The sequence below is a fragment of the Rheinheimera sp. KL1 genome (assembly GCF_001275035.1).
Classification (GTDB): domain Bacteria; phylum Pseudomonadota; class Gammaproteobacteria; order Enterobacterales; family Alteromonadaceae; genus Pararheinheimera; species Pararheinheimera tangshanensis.
Map to the genome: position 1 here is coordinate 287,646 of NZ_LAMX01000019.1, position 21,785 is coordinate 309,430.

The following is a 21,785-nucleotide window of genomic DNA, read 5'->3' on the forward strand; positions in this document are numbered from 1 at the left end:
GTCTTAGTCGGAGTTTTTTCACCGTACTCATATAATGTGTTACCAGCTACACAGATTTTTGATGTCATGATTTTTTTTATAGGTACTTTGTGTTTTCTTCGGGGTGTTGATCGGCGGCTTCTGATTTTTTTTGTTTTGTCTCTATCATATGTAGTGTGTTCTTTCTTCTATTCATTTTATTTTACAGACACTCATCCATTAGATTTTTTACAAGCGTACAAAGCGTTTATTTATGTCTGTATAGTTGCATCATGTTTTGAAAAAAGAATTTTTGAAGTTCGTGCATTATATGTATTCGTTTGGGTAATGCTATTATGTTTTATTTTTAAATACTCTTATTCTCTTGTTTTTGATTTTACTGAGCGGATGGGTTCTCGCCCAGGGGTCTTTGATGAGAACAACTTTGAATTAATGTTCTTTGTATTGATGGTGTTGCTTTTTTCGGTATTTAATGCACCGAAATTTAACTATTTTACGTTAGCTGTTTTTATTCTTGTATTTATCTCTGGTTCTCGGTCTGCTTTGCTAGCAAACTGTGTTGTTCTAGCATTTATATATTTTAAAAAATTCGATTTGAAATTTGTCATATCTCTAGTATTTTTTCCACTCATTTTGCTGGTAGTTTTTAATGTATTTATTGCACGTTTAGGTGGAGGAAGCTTAGATGATATTGATCGAGTTTGGTTTTTTAATTTGTTTTTAAATGAAGTCTATAACTGGGGTTTTTCAGATTTTCTTTTCGGCTCAGATAGACTTACTCCTTTGTCTTCTGATGTGTGTAAAGCTTTATTTTTTTATGAAAAGCTTTTTAGCTATAAAGAAAACGGAGATTGTTACTCAGTAATTTTCCACTCTTATTTTTTACGAGCTGTTTTCGATCATGGATTTTTAGGTCTTTCATTTATTATATCATTTTACTGGTACCTTCTTAAGTTTTTTGGGTTCAGCTCTCGAGTTACGCTTGCATTTATATTGGCAGTTTCCATGTCAGCGCTTTCGGTATCATCGTTCAATAGTGTATATGTTGCGTTAGCGTCAGTTGTTTTTATAAATGTCTATAGAACGAAAGATTCTTATGATTTGCGTTAGCCTTACTTGTGTGTGCATGCTTACTAACAGGTGTTTCAGCTAATATATTGATTGAGTTGTTTTGTTCGTATTAAAAAATATTACCGGTATACTGGCTTTCCCGCTTTGATGCAGCATTGCCTTAACCCTAACTTTAGGTAAGGCTTGATGTTTTGCTGAGATATGGCTTAAAACTTTTATCTAAAACATAGCTAAAGCAGGCAAAAATCTTTAGCGATACGCTTATTAGTATCAGGCTTAAATTCAGTTTTCTTCAGTTGTAAATAGATACAAAAATGACGGCTTAATTTATAATCGGTGCCTATTTGCAGCGCTTGATTATAACTGCTTCTTGAGTTTTTAACCAGCGGCGCCAAGGCTTGGAAAGCCAGTGCTTTTTGTTCGCCATTTAATAATGCCCAATGGGTAGCTGCAATAAGTAAAGTACGTTGAAACACTTCACTGGTATAAGGTCCATATTGTCTGGCTTTAGCCAATTCCGTAAAAGCTTCGCTTACCCTAAAATTAACTATACCCAGATAATAAGCATAATCTGCATAAGCATTAGGCCAGTTTGGTCTTAGTTCAATAGCAAGTTTATAAAGCTGGTCATTGACCAAAATTTGGTCGGCTGTTTTTAAGCCTTTATACCAGGCCCATTCATTAATTTTGGCAAGGGTTAGCAGATAATGTGGATGCTTAGGATGAAGCTCTATAGCTCTTTCTATGGCACTGGCTGCTTCCTGCCAGCTGTCCTGATCCAACGTTTGAGGTTTACGTTGCCATAAACTGAGGTAATAGTCGGCTTTAAAATAATAAGTGCTCGCCAAGCCTAAAGGCGCTATATAAGTCATTAGCCAGCAGCTGCAAAGCAGTAACACCAAGGCCAGGCCTTTAGTTTTTAATGATGCAGGTTTTAAGCTGGTTTTATCTGAGCTTTTGCTTTTAAGACTCAGTGATCTGCTGATGTTAACTGGCAAACAATACCTCACTGATTTGTTTTGGCATCTGTAGCACTAAAAGTTCAGCATAGTCAGGGCTCACCAGTTCGCTCACATATTGTGCTGCTTGCTTTAATTTAGGCGGGCGGCGTAATAAGTTATGACTGTCGGTTGCCATGACATGAAATAACTTTTGCTTTAATAACTGCTCAGCAAGCGCGGTGCTGCGCTCGCCCATATCGCCTAATACAGAGCTGGCAGTCAGCTGAAATAAACAGTTTAGCCTGATAAAAGGCGCTAATTTGGCAGGGTCGCTTTGCACATCTCTGTTGCGCTCAGGGTGGGCTATCATAGGCAAAATGTTTTTACTAAGCAGCCATTTCACCAGTTTGTCGGCGCCAGCTGGAATGTGGCTGTGCGGAAACTCCAGCAATAGCACATCAAAGCCCTGATACTTGCCGATAAATGGCAACATACCCTGTTCTGCCCAGTTGAGGATTTCAGTAGACAAACGTACTTCAGCAGCTGCGGCTAACTGAATATGCAGGCCAGCTTGTTTACTGGCAGCACGCAGTTCAAATAAACCTTGCTGAATAATACTGCTGGTATTGTCAAAAGTGCCCGGATGAATATGAGGGGTAATCACCATATGGCTAATACCTTCTTGCTCAGCTATCTGCAGCAGAGCAAGGGCCTCGTCCATAGTTTTAGCTCCGTCGTCTATACCAGGTACTAAGTGTGAGTGCAGGTCATACACAGCTGTTTTTCCTTAAAGTGCTGTGCATGGTATTAACTCTCGCTGCTGCTGTAGTAGTGGTAATAGCCATATTGGCCATAGTCGCCATAAGCCTGAGCTACTTTTTTCATATCTACTTTGTTCAGTACCACACCATAGAGGTTGTTTTCGGCCTGCAGCAACTTAGCTACACCACTGCGTACAGCGCCCCCTCTGGTATGATCGGCTGATACCACATAAACCACGGCATCCATTTGTTTGGCAATCACCAACGGGTCGCTGACGGCCTGTACCGGTGGAGTATCGACAATAATGCGATCGAAGCGCAACGCCAGCTCTGCTATGACTTCATTAAACTTATCTGAAGCTAATAATTCCAGTGGGTTCGGTGGCACATTACCAGCGGCCAATAAAGTAATACCTGAAGCTTCATCTACCACTAAACAATCGTCTATTTGCTCACGGCCGGCAATAATATTGGCTAAACCCGGCTGATATGCCGGTAAACCAAAACGCTTTGCCAGAGTAGGGCGGCGCATATCGGCGTCTATCAACAATACTTTTTCCATTTGACCAAAAGCAAAAGCTATATTGGCTGCCACTGTCGATTTGCCTTCCCCTGGCACGGACGATGTGACTTCGATTGTTTTTAAACTGCGATCCAGCGCTAATAAAGTTAAGCTGGTGCGTATACTGCGCACCGACTCGGCATATTGTTTATGCTGGTCGCTGAAAAAGGTATGGATAGGTAAATCCACTGTCTTTTTATGGGGTATAGAAGGAATAAAACCTAAAGAACGTTGCGCTAATAAGCCTTCGACTTCCTGCGGCGATTTAATGGTGTCGTTAAGTGCATCCAGCACAAAAGCCAACATCACACCAAAACCTAAAGTGGCCACAAAAGCTAAAATCACAATCAGCTTGCGTTTAGGCGCTACCGGCTCAGTAGCGGCAACAGCTCTGTCGGTAAAACGGGCTATGGCTGAGTTAAAGTCGCTAGTGACTTCAGTTTCTTTCTGGCGCGATAAAAAGGTATCAAACAGTTGTTTATTGGTTTCTACTTCACGCTCTAAACGCTGGTAAGTGGTTTCTTTTAAGCTTACGTCCTGATACAAGTCTTTCGCTTTAGCTATTTCGGCTTCCAGCGAATTCACCGTTTCTTGTATGGTTTGGGCTTCGTTTTCTATACCAGCGATCAGCTTTTTAATCTGGTTGCGTAAGTTGTCCTGTACTGCGGTCAGCTCGCTTTGTGCTGCTATTAATTTAGGGTGTTTAGCACCATAAATTTTTGATAGCTCAGACACCCGGCGCTCTGTTAATACCTGCTGGGCTTTTACGTCCTGCACACCTTTATGGGCGGTGATTTCCGGCAAGCTTTCCAGCCGCTCAATTTTATCTGTACCATATTGTTGAATGACCCGCATAAAACCATCCACCTGGGCTTTACGCGAGCGGGCTTCAGTTAAAGCTTCAGATAAGCGTTCCAGCTCTTTGGCACCTAAGCCTCGTACGCCTTCAACATCAATTAAACCTTCTTTTTCACGGTAAGCTTGTAAGCGTGCTTCAGAATCGTCCAATTGCGCTCTTAATTCGCCTAAACGGCCACCTAACCAGCTTGCTGCTTTTTGGGTAATGCCTAACTTAGCCTCTAACTGGCTTTCGATATAAGCATCAGCTATGGCATTGGCAACATCAGCCGCCAACTGTGGGCTATAGGTTTGAAAACTGATGTTCACCAGTTGAGTTTTACGTATAGGGCTTATGGTTAAACGGCTTTGAAATTCAGTAATTAAATCTTCGCGGGCTTTATGCGCCAGTTCGGCTTCGGTCAGTTCACTTTCCGGCGTTGGCAAAAACGGCAATAAATCGCGTAAACGCGTCATTAAGCCTGGTTTTACTTCAAAGTCCGGATGATTGGTTAAATCCATTTTTTCTACTACGGTTTGAGCAATAGAACGGGATTTTAAAATTTCGAACTGGGTTAAATAGTATTCCTGTTGGCTGGAGTTCATGCCATACACTTCTTCAATAGACACAGCTTTCGCTTGCTGGGATTCTATTAATAAAGTGGCAGTAGCCGAATATTGTGAGCGGATATTTAACACCACTAACACCGTAATTAAGGTGACTAATATCGCCAGGCCAAAAATACGCCATTTATGAATATTAATCACACTAAGGTATTTACGTAAGTCGATTACATCCTGCTGTGGTGCAGGGCTTACCATTAAATCCGTTACTGCCATAATTAAAAGAATCTCTGTTCTATGGTAATGGTGTCGCCAGCATTCACTCTGGAGCTCAGGTTAGCGTTTAAAGCCTGACTTTTATTGCCTTCGCGATAAATAAAGATTTTCTCTTTAGAGGCGCGCTCTGTTAAGCCACCGGCTAAAGCTATCGCCTGATTAACTGTCATACCAGGTTTATAAGGGTAACCGCCAGATTGTTTAACTTCGCCATTAATAAAAAATGGTCTGTATTCCACCATGCCAACAAATACATTAGGCTCGACAAAATAATCGCCCTTTAATCCGGTATAAATACGGTTTTCCAGCTGCTTAATGGTTAAACCTTTGGCCATGATTTCGCCAAGGAAAGGGTAGTTTATTTTGCCGCTGTCGGTCAGCTGAGTTTCTATTTTCAGCTCTTCTTCGCCATACACCTGAATAATAATTTTGTCGCCTGGCCCTAATAAATAACCAGCGTCATCCTGGGCTTTCACCCAGGACGACCAACTGATACAAAGGGCAACAAACAGCACTACGAGTTGTTGCATGAGGTTTTGCCTAAAGTTTGTGAACACTATTTAATACGAACTAAAAATTTTACTTACCGCTGCATGGAGCTGCAGCGACCTGTTTACAACAACTTAGAGCGAAAAGTCGAAACTTATACCTGTGATATTGCGGTCAAACTCAATACCTTGCACAGATGAAGTTTTGTCTGTCACAGTAGTAAATAAAGACACGTCAACAAAACGACGGAAAGCGTATTTGATGCTGGCAGTGTAAGAGTCGTTTTCGTCTTTACGCGTTACGCCAACGTAGTCTTCTTCCATTCTGTTGTAAGACAGATTGGTTTGAACTGTTTCGCTCCAGTTATGGCTCCAGCCCGCGACATAAGTCGTTTCTTTGATGTAATCGCCGCCTTGCAATGGATCTTTGGCTTTACGGCCAGTGCCTATATTAAATACGCTATAAGTCAGAGGCGACCAGTTAGCATTGACTGTCCAGGCTACACCGCTGAAATCTTCGCGGGCGCTGTCGTCAAAATTCTTTTTCTGATAACCAACTTTAGCTTCACCAGAAGTTAAAGCACTGATTTGCCACTCGGCACCCACTTTCACGTTGGTGTCTTTGCTATCGCGTGGCGCTGTAGGGTCAACAAAATCGTAACCTGTGTCTTCGACGCTGCTTTCCAATACTGCAGATACGCCACTTAAGGTGTCGTAGTAAAAATTCACGCCACCTAACACTGAGTCGTAGTCACGGAACTGGGTGACTTCACGTTGGTTCATATACTCTTTATTAAAGTATTTAGCGCCAAAACGCACACGGGCAGGGGCTGCTTTAGCGCCGTATTCGTAGTAGCCAGACACTGTCTGGTTATTAAAGCGGGTTGGTTCATCCTGATCGTTACTCAGGCCTTCAGTAATACCAGTACCCCTGTCTTCATGGCCCCAGACAAAATCTGCTTTGGCATTAAATTTACCTTGTTCAGACAGTTGGGTGTCAAACAGACCACCTACAAAAGTGTCAGTGAAGTTGTCAGCACTGCTGTCAAAATAAGTACCGTTAGCCACTGCTGCAGTTAATTCAGTTTTGCTGACACCATCGTCCAACACGGCTTTGACTGAAGGCACTACAGTCATGATCCAGCTGTCGATTTCATTGGCGCTGGTGCTGGCGACGTTGTCGTCGTGTTTTAAACCAGTAGTCAATAAAGGCGTAATGTCAAAGCCGGACGAGGTTTGAATAGACTGAGGTTCAACAGCAACCACCTGCGAGCTGGCACATGCCAATGCCACCATAACAGCTAACTTGGATTTCATAAAGTTTCCCTTTTAGTAAACGTTTTTTCCAGTAAAACCACGGAAAAAGGTTAAAAATACAATTTTGGTGTCCCACCAGAGTGACCAGTTTTTGATGTAATTCAGGTCGTACTCTACGCGTTTCTCCATTTTTTCTAACGAATCAGTTTCACCACGCCAACCGTTGATTTGCGCCCAGCCGGTGATGCCTGGCTTTACTTTATGCCGCAGCATATAAAAGGCCACTAACTTACGGTACTGTTCGTTGTGAGCTACCGCATGAGGGCGCGGGCCAACAACAGACATGTCGCCTTTTAATACATTGATAAACTGTGGTAATTCGTCGAGTGAGGTACGTCGCAATACAGCACCTAATGGTGTAACTCTGGCATCGTTTTTTGTCGCCTGAATAACTGTGTTGCCATTGTCCTGAACTGTCATGCTACGGAACTTATAGACCTTGATTGGCTTGCCGTCCAATCCGTACCTATCCTGCTTAAAAAACACAGGACCACGGCTTGTTAGCTTGATAGCTACAGCTATTGCCAGCATCGGAACAGCAAGTAAAACTAAAGCTATAGTGCTGACCACAACATCGAAAGTGCGTTTTAACCAGTCTCTGGCGCCATAATAGGGCGATTCAAATACGCTTAAAGTTTCCACACTGCCTATGTTGCCTAATCTGGCATGCATCAGGTTGTAGAGCAGCAGGTCTGGCACTATGTGCACATCCACTGTGGTGTCGCCTAAGCGTTGAATAATTTCTGAAATACGTTTGTCGGCTGACAAAGGTAAAGTGATATACAGTTTGTCAAAAGCGCCATCTCTGGCCGACTCTACACATTCATCAATTTTACCGTGCAGCAATTGACCGCATTCAGGCAGACGATCCGGTACGCGATCGTCATAGACGCCATGAAATTGCAAGCCAAGTTCTGGTTTGTTCGCTATTTCAGTGATTAAGCGGCTGGCATTAGCGGTACAGCCAATAATGGCCACTTTTCTGGTGCTGAAGCCTTTTTTGTGCAGTGTGTTTTTGATCATGCGGCCAGCGATGCGCCACAGTGCAGAAAAACAAAATGCCAGGGTAAACCAGCCAACACAGACCAGCCTCGAATAACTGGCGGTATTTTTTAACGCAAAAGTGATAAGCAGCATTGCGCTAAAAGCTAAAAATAAGCACAAAGCTACAAAAAAGATATTGTGTGAAAACGATCCTACCCGCCATGAACGGTAAAGTTGCACTGACTCCGCTGCGTACAGATAAACAGCCATCACAGTGAAGTACAACATAATGTAACTGGTAGTCACGACTTGACCATAAAGTTTAAGGCTCAGATATAAAGCTGCGCCTATGGCTATGATGTCAAAAAGTCTATTTAGGAAGCTGGAGCTGCTGTCGCCAGCTTTAAAACTTGTGTGCGTGTTCATAGTTACATCCTGTTAACTAAGGGGGCAATAAGATTGCCGCTCAGATTTTACACAGCAAAAAAACTAAAACAACGAAAAAATTTGCTTTAATTTTTCCACCTACCCGTGACTTTAGCCACATTGTGTGACAAAGGCCTTACACAGGTATAACGATCTTTTTCACAGATTCAAACGGATGAATTTTATTAAATCATTATCGGTTTTGCAATTATTGCAGTTTTTTCGGGCGATTTTGTCACGAGGCTGACGATTTTTATTTGATTTTTAACGGTTTTTTTCATTTCCCTTTTTTGTGGAAACTGCTGGTTTTTTGGCTTTGCTGCGGTTTATAGATAAAAATTTACCATCTATAGACTGCTTGAGAAGTGTTCGTTTGGCGCCAAAAAAACTGAAAATCCGTCAGAAAAAAAATTTAAAAAGCCAGAAATTTATTTTCAGAAAAATTACAAAAAAAGCGGATTGCTGAGAGTTTTACGATATAAGGTACTGAAGTTTGTAATGAAAACGGGGTCAGCACACATTAGTTATGCATAACTAATGTGCTCTGACCCCGTTTTTACATTGTTAGGTGGCGGCTTTCATAGCTGAGACAAAGTTAAACAACTGCTGTTTTAGTTGTTCTGGTTCTGCCTGATATTTTTCAATGATCTGCACTATGGCTGAGCCTGAAATAGCGCCTGCCGCACCGCTTTCAATAGCTGCTTTGACATGCTCTGGTTTGGAGATACCAAAACCGAGCAAGGTAGGGGCTGCATTGTATTCTTTCAGCTGATTAATCAGTGTGCTGGCAGGCATAGCGGCCTGAGTTTCTGTGCCAGTGACACCAGCGCGGCTTAACAGGTAAGTGTAACCACGGCCGTAAGACGCCAGTTCACGTAAGCTGTCATCAGTGATGTTTGGCGGCGCGATAAAAATAGGTGCGATGTCGTATTTCATCGCGGCGTTTCTGAATAACTTACTTTCATGCAGTGGCACGTCGGCGATCAGAATAGAATCTACACCTGCTTGCTGCGCCTGCTGATAAAAGCTGTCGATGCCTTTCGCCATCACCAGATTGCTATACAGCAACAGACCAATAGGAATGTGGTTGTTGTACTGACGAATACGGCTTATCAGTTCAAAGCACTGAGCTGGCGTCACGCCAGCGGCCAATGCACGTATATTGGCGTTTTGAATGACAGGACCGTCGGCAATAGGGTCGGAGAACGGAATACCCAGTTCCAGCGCGTCTGCGCCTGCGTCAATTAAGGTTTTGATAATATCAAAAGACAACTCAAGCCCTGGATCACCCATGGTGACGAACGGCACAAAAGCCCCTTGTTTAGCAGCGGCAAGGCGGCTGAATAACTGCTGATAACGTTGCATAAAAATCTCCTTAGCTGCGCTTGGCCATGTTGTTAGGTTGGATGTGCTCTTCGCCAATAATTGAGTAGACGTGGTTTAAGTCTTTGTCGCCACGGCCTGATAAGTTGACCAACAGCACTAAAGGTTCGGTCGCTGCTGCAGCCATTTTTAGCGCATGAGCCAAAGCATGTGAGCTTTCAAGGGCAGGAATAATACCCTCAGATTTCGCCAGATGCTGGAAAGCCGCTAAAGCTTCGTCGTCGTTAATCGCCACATATTCAGCGCGGCCTATGCTTTGCAGATAAGTGTGTTGCGGTCCAACGGCCGGATAGTCTAAACCTGCAGATACAGAATAGGACTCTTCAATCTGGCCATCAGTGGTTTGCATAATAGCAGTGTACGCGCCATGCAAAATACCAAAGCTGCCAGTGCTTAAGGCCGCGCCGTGTTGGTGCGTTTGAATGCCCATTCCACCCGGTTCAATACCAATTAAGCGTACGCCTTCTTCCTTAATGAAATCAGCGAACATACCAATGGCATTAGAGCCGCCGCCGACGCACGCCAGCACAGCGTCTGGTAATTTACCCTCGGCTTCAAGAATTTGTTGTTTGGCTTCTTCACCAATCATTTTCTGGAATTCGCGCACTATAGTCGGGAATGGGTGAGGGCCAGCTGCTGTGCCTAATAAATAATGGCTGGTGGCATAACTACCAGACCAATCCCGCATCGCCTCATTGACGGCATCTTTTAAGGTGCCTGAACCTGCTGTGACAGGAATAACAGTAGCGCCCATCAGCTTCATACGGAATACGTTGGGTTGCTGGCGCTCGATATCTTTAGCGCCCATGTAAATTTTGCAGTTAAGGCCCAACAGGGCGCAAGCCAGAGCTGTAGCTACACCATGCTGACCAGCGCCGGTTTCAGCAATAATATCTTTTTTACCCATACGTTTAGCCAGCAAAGCCTGGCCCAGCACCTGATTGGTTTTGTGCGCGCCACCGTGCAATAAGTCTTCGCGTTTTAAATAAATTTTTGCCAGCGGGTTAGGTGATAAATTGCGACATAAGGTCAAAGGCGTCGGGCGACCAGCATAATCTTTTAGCAAGGCCTGAAATTCGGCGATAAAGGCCGGATCCTTTTGCGCATCCACAAAAGCCTGCTCCAGTTGCACTAAAGCCGGAACCAGCAACTCAGGCACAAACATGCCACCGAAATCGCCAAAATAGGGGTTTAAATTGAGTTTAGTCATGACTGAATTCTCTGATATTTGCAAAAGCGTGTTGAATTTTGCCCGCATCTTTGATGCCGGGAGCGGATTCGAGGCCTGAATTAAGATCCACGGCCAAAACCTGATGTTTAAGTGCTGCTATGACATTGTCTGATGTTAAACCGCCAGCCAGCATCACTTTTTTATCCAGCAGCTGTTCGTCCAATAATTGCCAGTCAAATTGCTGGCCTGTGCCACCGGCTTGAGTTGGATGGTAAGCATCAAGCAAATAACGGTCAGCGTAACGTGTTAGTTCGGTAGCTGGTGTTGTACACGATAGGCTTTCCAAATCTCTGTTGTTTTCGGCAATAAAGGGCGCAGTTTTTGTAAGTACAAGTCGGATTCATCACCATGTAACTGCACTGCAGCTAGTTTTAAATCCCTGGCCATTTCAGCTACTGTCTCTACGGCTTCGTCCACAAAAACACCGACATAATGCAGTGCTGGCGCACCTTGTTGTACGGCTTTCGCTTGCTCGACTGTGACACAACGCGGTGATTTTGGATAAAAAATTAAGCCACCAAAATAAGCCCCATTGTCATACACAGCTTTGCTGTCTTGCGCGCGGGTTAAACCACAGACTTTATGCTCGCCACGGATCAGTGAGCGGCAAGCGTCTGCTAAATCAGCTTGCGCCATTAACGAACTACCGACCAGGTAGGCATCTGCGACTTTGGCCAGTTGCCGTACTTGTTGTGAACTGTAAATGCCTGATTCGGATACGATAGTAATACCTTTAGGGATCAGACGAGCCAGTTTAAAACTGGTTTCTAAGTTGGTATCTAAGGTGCGTAAGTCACGGTTATTAATGCCAATCAGCTCTGCACCTAAAGCCACAGCGCGCAGCGTTTCTGCTTCGTTGCTGACCTCGGTTAAGATGGTCAAGTTTAAGCTTTTCGCTACCTTGGCCAGTTCCAGATACTCCAGATCGTTCAGCACAGAGAGCATCAACAGCACAGCGTCAGAACCCTGCAAACGGCCGAGGTAAATCTGGTAAGGGTCGATAATAAAGTCTTTGTGCAGCAAAGGCTGGTTTACTTTGGCGCGCACTTTGGCCAGATAGTCGTAATTGCCCTGAAAAAACTTCTCGTCGGTCAGTACTGAAATACAATCGGCATATTGAGCATAAGCGGCAGATATTTCATCCAAATCAAAAGGGCTACGGATTAAACCTTTAGAGGGTGATGCCTTTTTGCATTCAAGAATAAAACGTGGGCCTTTTTGTTGTAGCGCTTTTAAAAAGTCACGCTGACTAGGTTGTACTAACTGTTTAAACTGCTCCAGTGGCAGTTGCTGCTTGCGCTCTGCTACTTCCAGTTTTTTATGGTCGATAATAGTGGTTAACACATTAGCCATGACTAAGTTCCCTTAACTGCGTCAATGTCGAAAAAGCCTGTCCTGAAGCTAAATGCTCAAGGACAGATTGTGTAAGCTGTTTTAAATCAGCACCTTGGCCGCCATTTTTACCTGTGATATGCAGCATGGCTGCAACGTTTGCCGCGACCGCCTGGTTATGCGCTGTTTTGCCCTGGCCTTGTAAAATGGCCAGTGTGGCGGCGGCGTTGTCGGCCGGACTGCCGCCTGTCAGTTCACTCAGGCTGATTTGTGGTAAACCAAAATCAGCAGGCGTTAGTTCAAAGTGCTTAATAGCCCCTGTGCTGGTGACAGCGCTGACGTTAGTCACACCATGTAAAGCAATTTCATCACAACCGCTGCCATGCACCACCCAGGCTGCTTTGACACCCAATTGCTGCAGAGCCTCTGCCATCACGCCCGTTAAGGCCGGATCGTAGACACCAAGCAGCTGGAAATCAGGTTTAGCCGGGTTCATCAGCGGTCCTAATAAGTTAAAAATAGTGCGGCTTTTTAGCGCTGTACGCACCGGCATCGCATGCTTTATGCCCGCATGATACAAAGGCGCAAATAAGAAGCTGCTGTTGCTTTGGCTTAAGGCTTTGGCAGCAGTAGCAGGGCTCATTTGGATATTAATGCCTAAGTGCTCCAGTAAGTCGGCTGAGCCGGACTGAGAGGATACGCTTCTATTGCCGTGTTTGGCCACTGGCAACCCCATACTTGCGGCAACAATAGCTGCAGTGCTGGAAATATTGATGGTATTGGAGCCGTCGCCGCCTGTGCCACAACAGTCGATAGCGCCTGCCACAGATGTTGGAAACGCTGTTGCAGCTTCGCGCATCGCAGCGGCAGCACCGGCAATTTCATCGGCCGTTTCGCCACGCATTTTCAGCGCGACCAAAAGCGCTGTCAGTAACACAGGTTCGACGTCACCTTTGACGACTGCGCTGAAAAAGGCATGGCTTTGTTCGAAGGATAAGGCTTCGCCTTTCAGGCTTTTTTGTACCAGTTCTAATAAGGAAAGGCTCATGCTATGGCTCCCTGGTTTTTCATTAAGTAATCCAGGCTTTGTTTTAACAAAGGCTTACCTAAAGTGGTCAGAATAGACTCAGGGTGGAATTGATAACCCAGAGCTTTATGCTCTTCATGCACTATAGCCATTGGAATATGTTGATAAGCAGCAATGACTTGTAACGAATTTGGTACTTCAGTCGCCATTAACGAGTGATAACGCGCCACAGGGAATTGTTTAGGTAAAGCGCCAAATACCGGATGGTCATTCAAAGTAATAATGGAGGTTTTACCATGCACTGTTTCACCGGCTCGACCTACTACACCGCCATAATGTTCCACCAGCGCCTGATGACCTAAACAAATACCGAGCATAGGAAATTTGCCGGCACAAAGCGAAATGAGCTCCGGCATTGAGCCCGCTTGTGAGGGAGCGCCTGGACCTGGCGATAACAATAAGACGACAGGCTGTTGTTCTTGCTGCATTTTTTCAAAGATATAAGACGCAGGCACAGTATTACGGTACAGCTTTAAGCTAAAGCCTAATTGCGCGACTTCATCGACCAGGTTGTAGCTGAACGAATCTAAATTATCTAAAAGGTACACAACGCTCATACGGCAGCTCCTGCAGATTGAATAGCGTTAATCACAGCCTGAGCTTTGCTGCGGGTTTCATCGGCTTCGGCTTGCGCTACGCTGTCGTACACCACACCAGCACCGGCCTGAATATAAGCTGTGCCGTTTTGCACATAAGCCGAACGAATCACAATACAGCTGTCAAAGTCGCCATTGCCAGCTAAATAGCCTACTGCGCCACCGTAACTGCCACGACGTTTTTTCTCGACACCACGAATCAGTTCCGCTGCCCGCACTTTGGGCGCGCCTACTAAAGTGCCCATATTCATGCAAGCCTGATAGGCATGCAAAGCGTCCAGTTCTGGTTTTAAAGTACCAACCACACGAGAGACTAAGTGCATTACATAGGAGTAACGGTCGACTTTGAGCAGCTCTTTGACATAACGACTGCCCGGCACGCTGATACGGGCGACGTCGTTGCGGGCTAAGTCGACCAGCATTAAATGTTCGGCTTTTTCTTTTTCGTCCTGACGCAGTTCCAGTTCAATGCGACTGTCTAAGTCACGGTCAATACTGCCGTTTGCAGCGAAACCACGGCGGCGTGTGCCAGCTATAGGGTAAATTTCAACTTGGGCTGTATGAGCTTCATACTTCAATGCTGATTCAGGAGAAGCGCCAAATAAGCTGAAGTTTCTGTCCTGCAGGTAAAACATGTAAGGACTTGGGTTTTGTTGTTTGAGTTTGGCGTAAGCGGCCTGTGGATCAGGGCAGGGCAGGCTGAAACAACGCGACGGCACCACCTGAAATACATCACCAGCCACAATGTTTTGTTTCAGCATTTCGACCTGGGCGACAAAGTCGGCGTCGCTGATATCGACTTTAACTTCAGCTTTGGCTGCAGGCTCTGTTGCTGCTATTGGCTCTGCTGCTTGCTGTAATAACTGCTGCAGTTCTGATAGGCGCTGACCTATCACAAAATACTGCTGCTGGGCTTGCGCACCACAAAACACATTACCAATCAGACGGCTATTACCCAGCTGATGATCGACCACTAATAAAGTTTCAGCCAGATAAAACAGGTAGTCAGGGCATTGGTTTTCAGCGGTTGGCACTTGGGGTAAATCTTCCACCATGGCGACTAAGTCGTAACCTATCACACCGCCTAAAAAGATGGCTAAAGGCTCGTCGCTGTTGTTCTGCAACTGCTGTTGCAGCAAACGTAATACAGTTAAAGAGTTCGGCAGCAACAAGCGGCTTTCTTCGTCCAGTAGCGGGTCGGCTTTGGCAAACTGCACCTGTAACAGAGTAGGGGAAAGCTCCAGCTCTGCTTTGCCTTGTAGCAAAGACGCCAGATAAGGCAGCAGCGTTTTGCCGTTGTCAGTTAAGGCTTCAACTTTTACTGCTAAGGAATTGCACTCAATACGCAAAGCTGCGTCAATCAGCATCAGGCTTTTTAAGCTGTTTTTGCTGTCAATTTCAGCCGATTCCAGTAACAACGCCATTTGGCCCTGGCTGGTTAAAGCTCTGAAGCTTTGCAGCGGATCAGGCTGAATGCTCAGAGTTTGGCTGAAGCTGGCCACTTGTCCTGTGGTGGTAGTAATTTGCTGTAAATTCATCACTAATCCTAAATTCTTATAAAAAATCGTCAGGAACGATTTTTAACAACGCGAAGTATTGGCCATATAAAAAAAGCCCGCTTTAAGCGGGCTTTTTGGCTGTATTCGGACAATAGTTGTCCGGCCCGCTAAACAGGAAGTCGCCACCAGTGCCAACGTGTTACTTGAGAATTCATCATTGTTTTTCCTGTTATTAAATTTTACCAACCCTAAGAAAACGAAAGGCCCGCATCTTTCGAAACGGGCCTGGTTTTATAGCGAATACAACGCCTCCACACGCCCGTTAAGGAGTATGCCACCACCAAATGTGAGTTTGAGTTGTTGTTTGAAATTGCATTGGCTATAAATCCGTTCTAATTCAGTTGTCTTGAAAACGCCTCTATAAAACCCTGAAATCAAATGGCCGTCAAGCTCTGTTTGGTTATAAACCCAAAAAAATACGTATAAGTGGATAGATGGCTAAGTTTTTTAGGGCGATGCTGAGGTCTCTGATGGCATTACCATAAGTGTTGCTATTATCCGGACGTCATCTTTTCTCGGTATTGGCTGGGAGTTACCCCTTCCAGGCGTTTAAAAAAAGTATTAAACACAGATTTGCTGTTAAAACCCACTTCGTAGTAAATGTCGGTAATGGTTTTGGCGTCAGGGCTCTTGTCCGCCAGTAGTTTTTTTGCAGCGTTGATCCTGTGGCTGTTTACATACTCATAGAAATTCAGCTGGTAGGCTTGCTTAATCGTCAGCGATATTTTTTTTGCCGGATAACCCGCTGCTTCGGCCAGCTTGTCCAGCGTAATATCCGGATTGGCGTAAAACTTTTGTTGCAACATCAGTTGCTCCAGCTTTTGCACTATCAGCGGATCAGATAACGGGTTTTGCTCTTCTTTGGCTTCATACCATGGTTGTTCACTGACAGGTTTGACGCTGGAAAATGCGGTAAAACGTAAAAAAATCAAAATATTCAACGCAATAAAGTTCAGGTAATAACTGGATAAACCCACCACATTCAACAGCTCTAAATCAAAGTTGTTGGTGAATAAGCCATAAAGTTTGATGCAATGCAAAGCGCTATCCCAGCCAAAAATGACCAGAAAGGACAGCAGCATCAATTTTAACCAGGCGATATCTGCAGTTTTTAAATCGGCTTGTTCATGCCTTAATTGCTTGCGGTAGTTCCAGACCAGCAGGAAACACCAGATCACATAACCGACCCGGACAAAACGGCCCAAGGCTTCGAAATACAAATGGGGTGACGAGTAGGCGATATGCTGGCTTTCAATCAGATCAAGCCGGGTTGCGTGATCCAGCGAGTAAAAATTCCACAGCATATGCAAAGCGTACAGTGCTAAGGGCGTTAGATGCCACAGATGTTTTCGCTGCAAACGCACATCTTTATACAGCAAAGCCCGGACAAAGAAGTACAGCAAAGGACCATCTAAAAAGTAGGCGTAGCTAAACAGAAAAAAGATGTTAGGTGAGATATCCAGCAACCAGATGCGGAATAATTTGCCCCAGAAGGTCAGTTCATGCAATGGGATCAAAAAGTGACAAAACAAAAACGCAGCCAACAGCCAGTTACTTAAAGACGATTTTGGTGTCGAAGCCGCCAGCAGTAAGGCCAACAGCAAAGATTCAAAAGCCGTGACCACCATCAGCAGGTCATGGAAGTTAAACAGAATGGTATCCATAGAGGGTGTCGTCAGCGTTTGTCGTTGTTTTCGTTATGGTTTTGCACATCTTCGGTGCAATCAGAGCTTTACTATGCCTCTGTCACCAGGGAAGGGCAAGGACTTTGTAGAGGCAGTTACTGATACATTAGTCGCAGGCATTTTTCTGCGGTAAAAATCAAAGTAGTTTGAGTCAGCACAGGTTTTTTAAGAACAGCGCTTTTTTTAACTGTGATTAATTTAACAAATTTTATAGTCGGAGGCTTTGAGCGTAAGCTTAATAATTTCAATTGGTTAATGGTTCTGATTGTTGGTTCGACTTTATTCGAACCTGCATAATTGAATTTTTTTAACGCGTTCGACCTGTTTCAAACGACAAGTACGGAGCCTTGGGGTAGGGTCAAATCGGCATAACTAAATAAATAAGGTGCAAAGCCGGCATCAACAGGGGAAGGAATACATCAAGATGAAAAAGACAAAATTAGGCAGTGCTATTCAGCAGATTTTAGGATTGGCCGTTGGGGTGACTTTGTTGCCGTCGCTGGCAATAGCTCAACAAACGGGTACTGAGACCACAGCGAAAGCAAAAGCTGATGAACAAATTGAAGTTATTTCGGTGATGGGTATCCGTCGTAGTATGGAATCCACTATTGATATTAAAAAGAATGAAAGCTCTATCGTTGAGGCGGTATCGGCAGAGGATATAGGTAAATTGCCGGATCAGAGTATTGCCGAATCTCTGACCCGTTTACCTGGTTTGGCAGGACAGCGGGTCAATGGTCGGGTGCAGGTGATCTCTATTCGGGGTCTGGCACCGGATTTCTCAACTACTACTCTTAATGGCCGCCAACAAGCCAGTGCTGGTGATAACAGGGCTGTGGAATACGATCAGTACCCTTCAGAGCTGATTAATGGGGCTGTGGTATATAAAACCTCAGATTTAGCTATAGCAGGTATGGGCTTATCAGGCACTGTGGATATGCGCACCATCCGGCCTTTGGCTCATGGCGAGCAAACCGTGATGATGAACCTGCGGGGTGAAAAAAGCTCCTTTGACCAAATGCATCCTGAAGTGTCAGCTAATGGCTGGCGCGGCAGTGTGTCTTATATTGACCAGTTTGCCGACGACACTATAGGCCTGGCCATTGGTTTTGCTCATATGGATACGCCCACTCAGGTCAAGCATTACAAAGCCTGGGAATGGAATACTGTCGATACTGCGCTGGAAGGCACTGACAATGACGATGCTTTAGGTTTAGTCGGGCAGGAAGTCACAGCCGTAGCCCGCAGTCAGGTGCGTGATGGTGTGATGGCTGTGTTTGAATTTAAGCCCAACGATCAGCTGCACAGTACTATAGATACTTACTACTCCAAATTCGAACAAGATGAAATTATGCGTGGTGCCATGTGGTTCACTAACCAGTGGACAGGTGACGGCATGCAGTTTGAGAATCCTACTTTTACTGAATTTGGCGGCACTAAAGTGGTGCAAAGCGGTACTGCGACCAACCTGCGTCCTGTGCTGCGTAATGACAACAATACCCGGGAAGATGAGCTAAAAGCCATAGGCTGGAACACCAGCTACACAGTGGATCGCTGGACTTTGGAGCTGGATTTATCCTATTCAGGCTCAGAGCGTGACGAACAGGTGTTAGAAACTTATGCTGGTATCAACAATGGTGGTTTCGACTCCATTGGGTTTGATTTAGTGCCTCATGGTTTCCCAACCTATACGCCTGCAACAGATTACACTGATGTCAATCAGGTGCAGTTGAGCGACCCGGCGCCATGGGGCGGTTGGGGTCATGACGGTGCAATTCGTTTCCCTCATGTCAAAGAGCAAATCCGTGAAGCCGAAGCCAGTGCCCGTTACGATTTAACAGACACCAAACTCGGTGCTAATTTTAGCTCTATCGATTTTGGCATGAACTTCACCAAACGCACCAAAGATAAAGTGGTAGACGATAACGACCTGTTTTTGAAAAATGACAGAGCGCCGGTTTCTATCGACCCATCCCTACTCGTGAGCCCAACTTCACTGGCTTTTGCCGGTATTCCGGGCGTGATTTCATACGATATTTTGCCAACGGTCGATCGGTATTACGACATCAAACCTATTCTGGATACCAACAGATGGAATAAAGCCTGGGGTGTGGATGAAGAAGTGCTGACCAGTTATCTGCGGGCTAATCTGGATACCGAAGTTTTTGGTTTACCGCTCAAAGGTAACTTTGGTACGCAAGTAGTGCAAACCGATCAGCTGTCTAGCGGCTTCCTTGCCAGCGATTATGACCCGGACAACCCGGCTACTTTAGTTCAGGTTGAAACCGGTGCTTCCTATACCGATGTGCTGCCTGCTATTAACCTGAGTCTGGAAGTGCTGGAGGATCAGTTTGTCCGTTTTGCGGCTGGTAAAACTATGGCGCGTCCGCGCATGGATGAAATGCGCGCCAGTATTACCGCTGGTGTAGGTGTGGATTCACGGCGTTGGAGCGGCAGCAGTGGTAACCCTGAACTGGAACCATGGCGTGCTAAAGCTTTGGATTTAACCTACGAAGCTTATCTGGATGGCAGCACTTATGTTGCAGCTGGTGCTTTTTATAAAAAGCTCGACAGCTATATCTACACCCAGAATTTTGACTTTGATTTTTCCAATGCACCCAATAACTCCACTATCGAACCTATCAGTCCTATTGGCAATATGAGCCGTCCAGCCAATGGTCAGGGCGGAAATATCAAAGGGCTGGAGCTGAGTATGTCGATAGATATTGGCAACTATGTAACAGCTTTGGAAGGTTTTGGTTTTATTGGTAGTCAGTCCTGGTCAGATTCGAGTATCCAGCCGGACGGCCCTGGTACATCAAGCAAGTTGCCTGGCTTGTCTGATCGGGTACGGGATTTAACTTTCTATTACGAGCAAAATGGCTTTTCAGCCAGGGTGAGTCAGCGCTACCGCTCTGAATTCCGTGGTGAGGTGGTGCAGCTGTTTGCCACCCGTGGTTACACTGAAGTACTGGCGGATAAACAAGTGGATGCTCAGTTAAGTTACAGCTTTGACGAAGGCCGTTTTGACGGCATCACTTTGTTGATGCAGGTGAATAACCTGACGAACTCACCTTACACCACTCGTCTAAATACCTTGCAAGGCGGTGGCAGTTACTTCCCGGAAGTGTATGAAGAATACGGCCGGCAGTTCCTGCTTGGTGTCAGCTACAAGCTTTAGCAGAAGGACGACACAATGCTTGAACCTATTCAGACCATTGTGATCGTCGGAGGCGGCTCATCCGGTTGGATGAGCGCAGCCTTGCTGGCGAAACTGACCGGGCAGCGTTATCGGATTGAACTGGTGGAATCCGAGCAGATTGGCACTGTAGGAGTAGGAGAAGCCACTATTCCTGCCATTAAACTCTACAACCATTTATGCGGCATAAACGAGCAGGAGTTTATTCGCGCAACAGGCGCCACCTTTAAATTAGGTATTGAGTTTGCCAACTGGGGGCAACAAGGCGACAGCTATTTTCATGCCTTTGGCGCTTTGGGCCGACAGTGGGAATGGCTGAGTTTTTATCAGTACTGGTTAAAGCTAAAACAACAAGGTCTGGCTTTGCCTTTTGAGCACTACTGTATTGCCAGTCAGATGGCGCAGCAGCACAAGTTTATGCCAGCTGATCCTGGCAAACCTAAGTCACCTGTCAGTGAAATTGCCTACGCCTACCATTTTGACGCCAGTTTGTATGCCCGTTATCTGCGCAGCTTAAGTGAAAAGCGCGGTGTAATTCGGCATGAGGGGGTGATCAAGCATGTGGAGCGGGATGCGGTCAGTGGTCATATCCGGCATCTGTTGCTGGAAGATGGTCGTCAGGTAGCAGGGGATTTATTTATCGACTGCTCAGGTTTGCGCGCTTTATTGATTGGTCAGACTATGGGGGTGGGCTACGACGACTGGAGCCACTGGTTACCCAATGACAGCGCATGGGCTGTACCTTCGGCGACCTTGAACCCCTTGCCGCCTTATACCCGTGCTACGGCACATGAGTTTGGCTGGCAATGGCGTATTCCACTGCAACACCGCACTGGTAACGGGCTGGTGTTTAGCTCGGCTTATGCCAGTGATGATGTAGCCCAACAACGCTTGCTGCAGACACTTGAGCTGCCAGCAAGTGTAGATCCGCGGCTGATCCGCTTTACTACAGGTAAACGCAAGCAAATGTGGGTGGGTAATTGTGTCGCTATTGGCTTATCCAGTGGTTTTCTGGAACCGCTGGAGTCGACCAGCTTACATCTGGTACAAACCGCCATTACCCGCTTGGTGAATTTGTTTCCCGATCGCAGTTTTGCTAAGGCCAATACCGATCATTACAACCTGTTGGCCGCTCAGGAAATGGAGCAGATCCGTGATTTTATTATTGCGCATTATAAGGTGACAGAGCGGGATGACAGTGAGTACTGGCGTTACTTAAAACAGATGACAGTGCCTGACTCATTGCAGCAAAAACTGGACATTTTTCAGAGCTATGGCCGGGTGCATCGAGTGGCCGATGAGCTGTTTCGTGAAGATAGCTGGGTGCAGGTGTTGTTAGGTCAGCGCATGATGCCAGAGCGTTACGACCCTATGGTGGATAATAAAACTCTGGCCCAAATCACTGATTTTGCCGCGTCCACTGCCCATGTCATTAGCGCTTGTGTCGAAAAAATGCCAACACATACAGATTTTATTGCCGGTATTGCCGCGCATTAACAGAGGTTAT

Annotated in this window: 17 protein-coding genes; 3 read left to right on the forward strand and 14 right to left on the reverse strand. The window is 45.5% G+C overall.

Annotated features, from left to right (window positions below; genetic code table 11):
* Positions 1 to 36 precede the first annotated feature (36 nt).
* A complete protein-coding gene (locus WH43_RS11000; RefSeq protein ID WP_152342829.1) occupies positions 37 to 1,089 on the forward strand; it encodes a hypothetical protein in 1,053 nt (350 codons plus the stop codon).
* Positions 1,090 to 1,280: 191 nt separating this feature from the next.
* Here the strand turns inward: WH43_RS11000 and WH43_RS11005 are convergent, their stop codons facing one another.
* The 14 genes from WH43_RS11005 to WH43_RS11065 all read right to left on the reverse strand — a co-directional run bounded on the left by WH43_RS11005 (position 1,281) and on the right by WH43_RS11065 (position 17,058).
* Positions 1,281 to 1,832: a hypothetical protein gene (locus tag WH43_RS11005; RefSeq protein WP_152342830.1), complete on the reverse strand. Its 552-nt coding sequence runs from the start codon at positions 1,830 to 1,832 to the stop codon at positions 1,281 to 1,283.
* A 205-nt stretch (positions 1,833 to 2,037) separates the two neighbouring features.
* A complete protein-coding gene (locus tag WH43_RS11010; protein ID WP_053424646.1) occupies positions 2,038 to 2,766 on the reverse strand; it encodes a tyrosine-protein phosphatase in 729 nt (242 codons plus the stop codon).
* 32 nt (positions 2,767 to 2,798) lie between these two features.
* A complete protein-coding gene (locus tag WH43_RS11015) occupies positions 2,799 to 4,991 on the reverse strand; it encodes a GumC family protein (protein WP_286049674.1) in 2,193 nt (730 codons plus the stop codon).
* Between the two features lie 2 nt (positions 4,992 to 4,993).
* Entirely contained in the window at positions 4,994 to 5,521 is a 528-nt protein-coding gene (locus WH43_RS11020; protein WP_053424647.1) for a polysaccharide biosynthesis/export family protein, read from the reverse strand.
* Between the two features lie 93 nt (positions 5,522 to 5,614).
* The gene (locus tag WH43_RS11025; RefSeq protein ID WP_053424648.1) at positions 5,615 to 6,796 is read right to left on the reverse strand and encodes an outer membrane beta-barrel protein; all 1,182 of its coding nucleotides are present in this window, start codon (positions 6,794 to 6,796) and stop codon (positions 5,615 to 5,617) included.
* A gap of 12 nt (positions 6,797 to 6,808) precedes the next feature.
* Positions 6,809 to 8,206 carry an undecaprenyl-phosphate glucose phosphotransferase gene (locus WH43_RS11030; RefSeq protein ID WP_053424649.1) on the reverse strand — a complete coding sequence of 466 codons (1,398 nt, stop codon included), beginning with the start codon at positions 8,204 to 8,206 and terminating at the stop codon, positions 6,809 to 6,811.
* Positions 8,207 to 8,770: 564 nt separating this feature from the next.
* Positions 8,771 to 9,571 (reverse strand): tryptophan synthase subunit alpha, encoded by an 801-nt coding sequence (trpA, locus tag WH43_RS11035; RefSeq protein ID WP_053424650.1) that lies wholly within the window; start codon positions 9,569 to 9,571, stop codon positions 8,771 to 8,773.
* 10 nt (positions 9,572 to 9,581) lie between these two features.
* The gene (gene trpB / locus WH43_RS11040; RefSeq protein ID WP_053424651.1) at positions 9,582 to 10,799 is read right to left on the reverse strand and encodes a tryptophan synthase subunit beta; all 1,218 of its coding nucleotides are present in this window, start codon (positions 10,797 to 10,799) and stop codon (positions 9,582 to 9,584) included.
* Complete coding sequence (locus tag WH43_RS20680) at positions 10,792 to 11,106, reverse strand: phosphoribosylanthranilate isomerase (RefSeq protein WP_286049675.1); 315 nt, start codon at positions 11,104 to 11,106, stop codon at positions 10,792 to 10,794. The genes trpB and WH43_RS20680 overlap by 8 nt, the downstream gene beginning before the upstream one ends.
* Positions 11,067 to 12,173, reverse strand: a complete 1,107-nt coding sequence (trpCF, locus tag WH43_RS11045) for a bifunctional indole-3-glycerol-phosphate synthase TrpC/phosphoribosylanthranilate isomerase TrpF (RefSeq protein WP_286049676.1) — start codon at positions 12,171 to 12,173, stop codon at positions 11,067 to 11,069. The genes WH43_RS20680 and trpCF overlap by 40 nt, the downstream gene beginning before the upstream one ends.
* Positions 12,166 to 13,200 (reverse strand): anthranilate phosphoribosyltransferase, encoded by a 1,035-nt coding sequence (gene trpD, locus WH43_RS11050; protein ID WP_053424652.1) that lies wholly within the window; start codon positions 13,198 to 13,200, stop codon positions 12,166 to 12,168. Before trpD ends, trpCF begins: the two co-directional genes overlap by 8 nt.
* Positions 13,197 to 13,796 carry an aminodeoxychorismate/anthranilate synthase component II gene (locus WH43_RS11055; RefSeq protein ID WP_053424653.1) on the reverse strand — a complete coding sequence of 200 codons (600 nt, stop codon included), beginning with the start codon at positions 13,794 to 13,796 and terminating at the stop codon, positions 13,197 to 13,199. Before WH43_RS11055 ends, trpD begins: the two co-directional genes overlap by 4 nt.
* Positions 13,793 to 15,373, reverse strand: a complete 1,581-nt coding sequence (locus WH43_RS11060; protein WP_053424654.1) for an anthranilate synthase component 1 — start codon at positions 15,371 to 15,373, stop codon at positions 13,793 to 13,795. Before WH43_RS11060 ends, WH43_RS11055 begins: the two co-directional genes overlap by 4 nt.
* A 515-nt stretch (positions 15,374 to 15,888) precedes the next feature.
* A complete protein-coding gene (locus WH43_RS11065; RefSeq protein ID WP_053424655.1) occupies positions 15,889 to 17,058 on the reverse strand; it encodes an AraC family transcriptional regulator in 1,170 nt (389 codons plus the stop codon).
* A gap of 445 nt (positions 17,059 to 17,503) precedes the next feature.
* On the opposite strand from WH43_RS11065, the gene WH43_RS11070 reads away from it, so the two are divergent.
* Positions 17,504 to 20,260, forward strand: a complete 2,757-nt coding sequence (locus tag WH43_RS11070) for a TonB-dependent receptor (protein ID WP_053424656.1) — start codon at positions 17,504 to 17,506, stop codon at positions 20,258 to 20,260.
* A gap of 15 nt (positions 20,261 to 20,275) precedes the next feature.
* Positions 20,276 to 21,775 carry a tryptophan halogenase family protein gene (locus WH43_RS11075; protein ID WP_053424657.1) on the forward strand — a complete coding sequence of 500 codons (1,500 nt, stop codon included), beginning with the start codon at positions 20,276 to 20,278 and terminating at the stop codon, positions 21,773 to 21,775.
* The last annotated feature ends 10 nt before the right edge of the window (positions 21,776 to 21,785 follow it).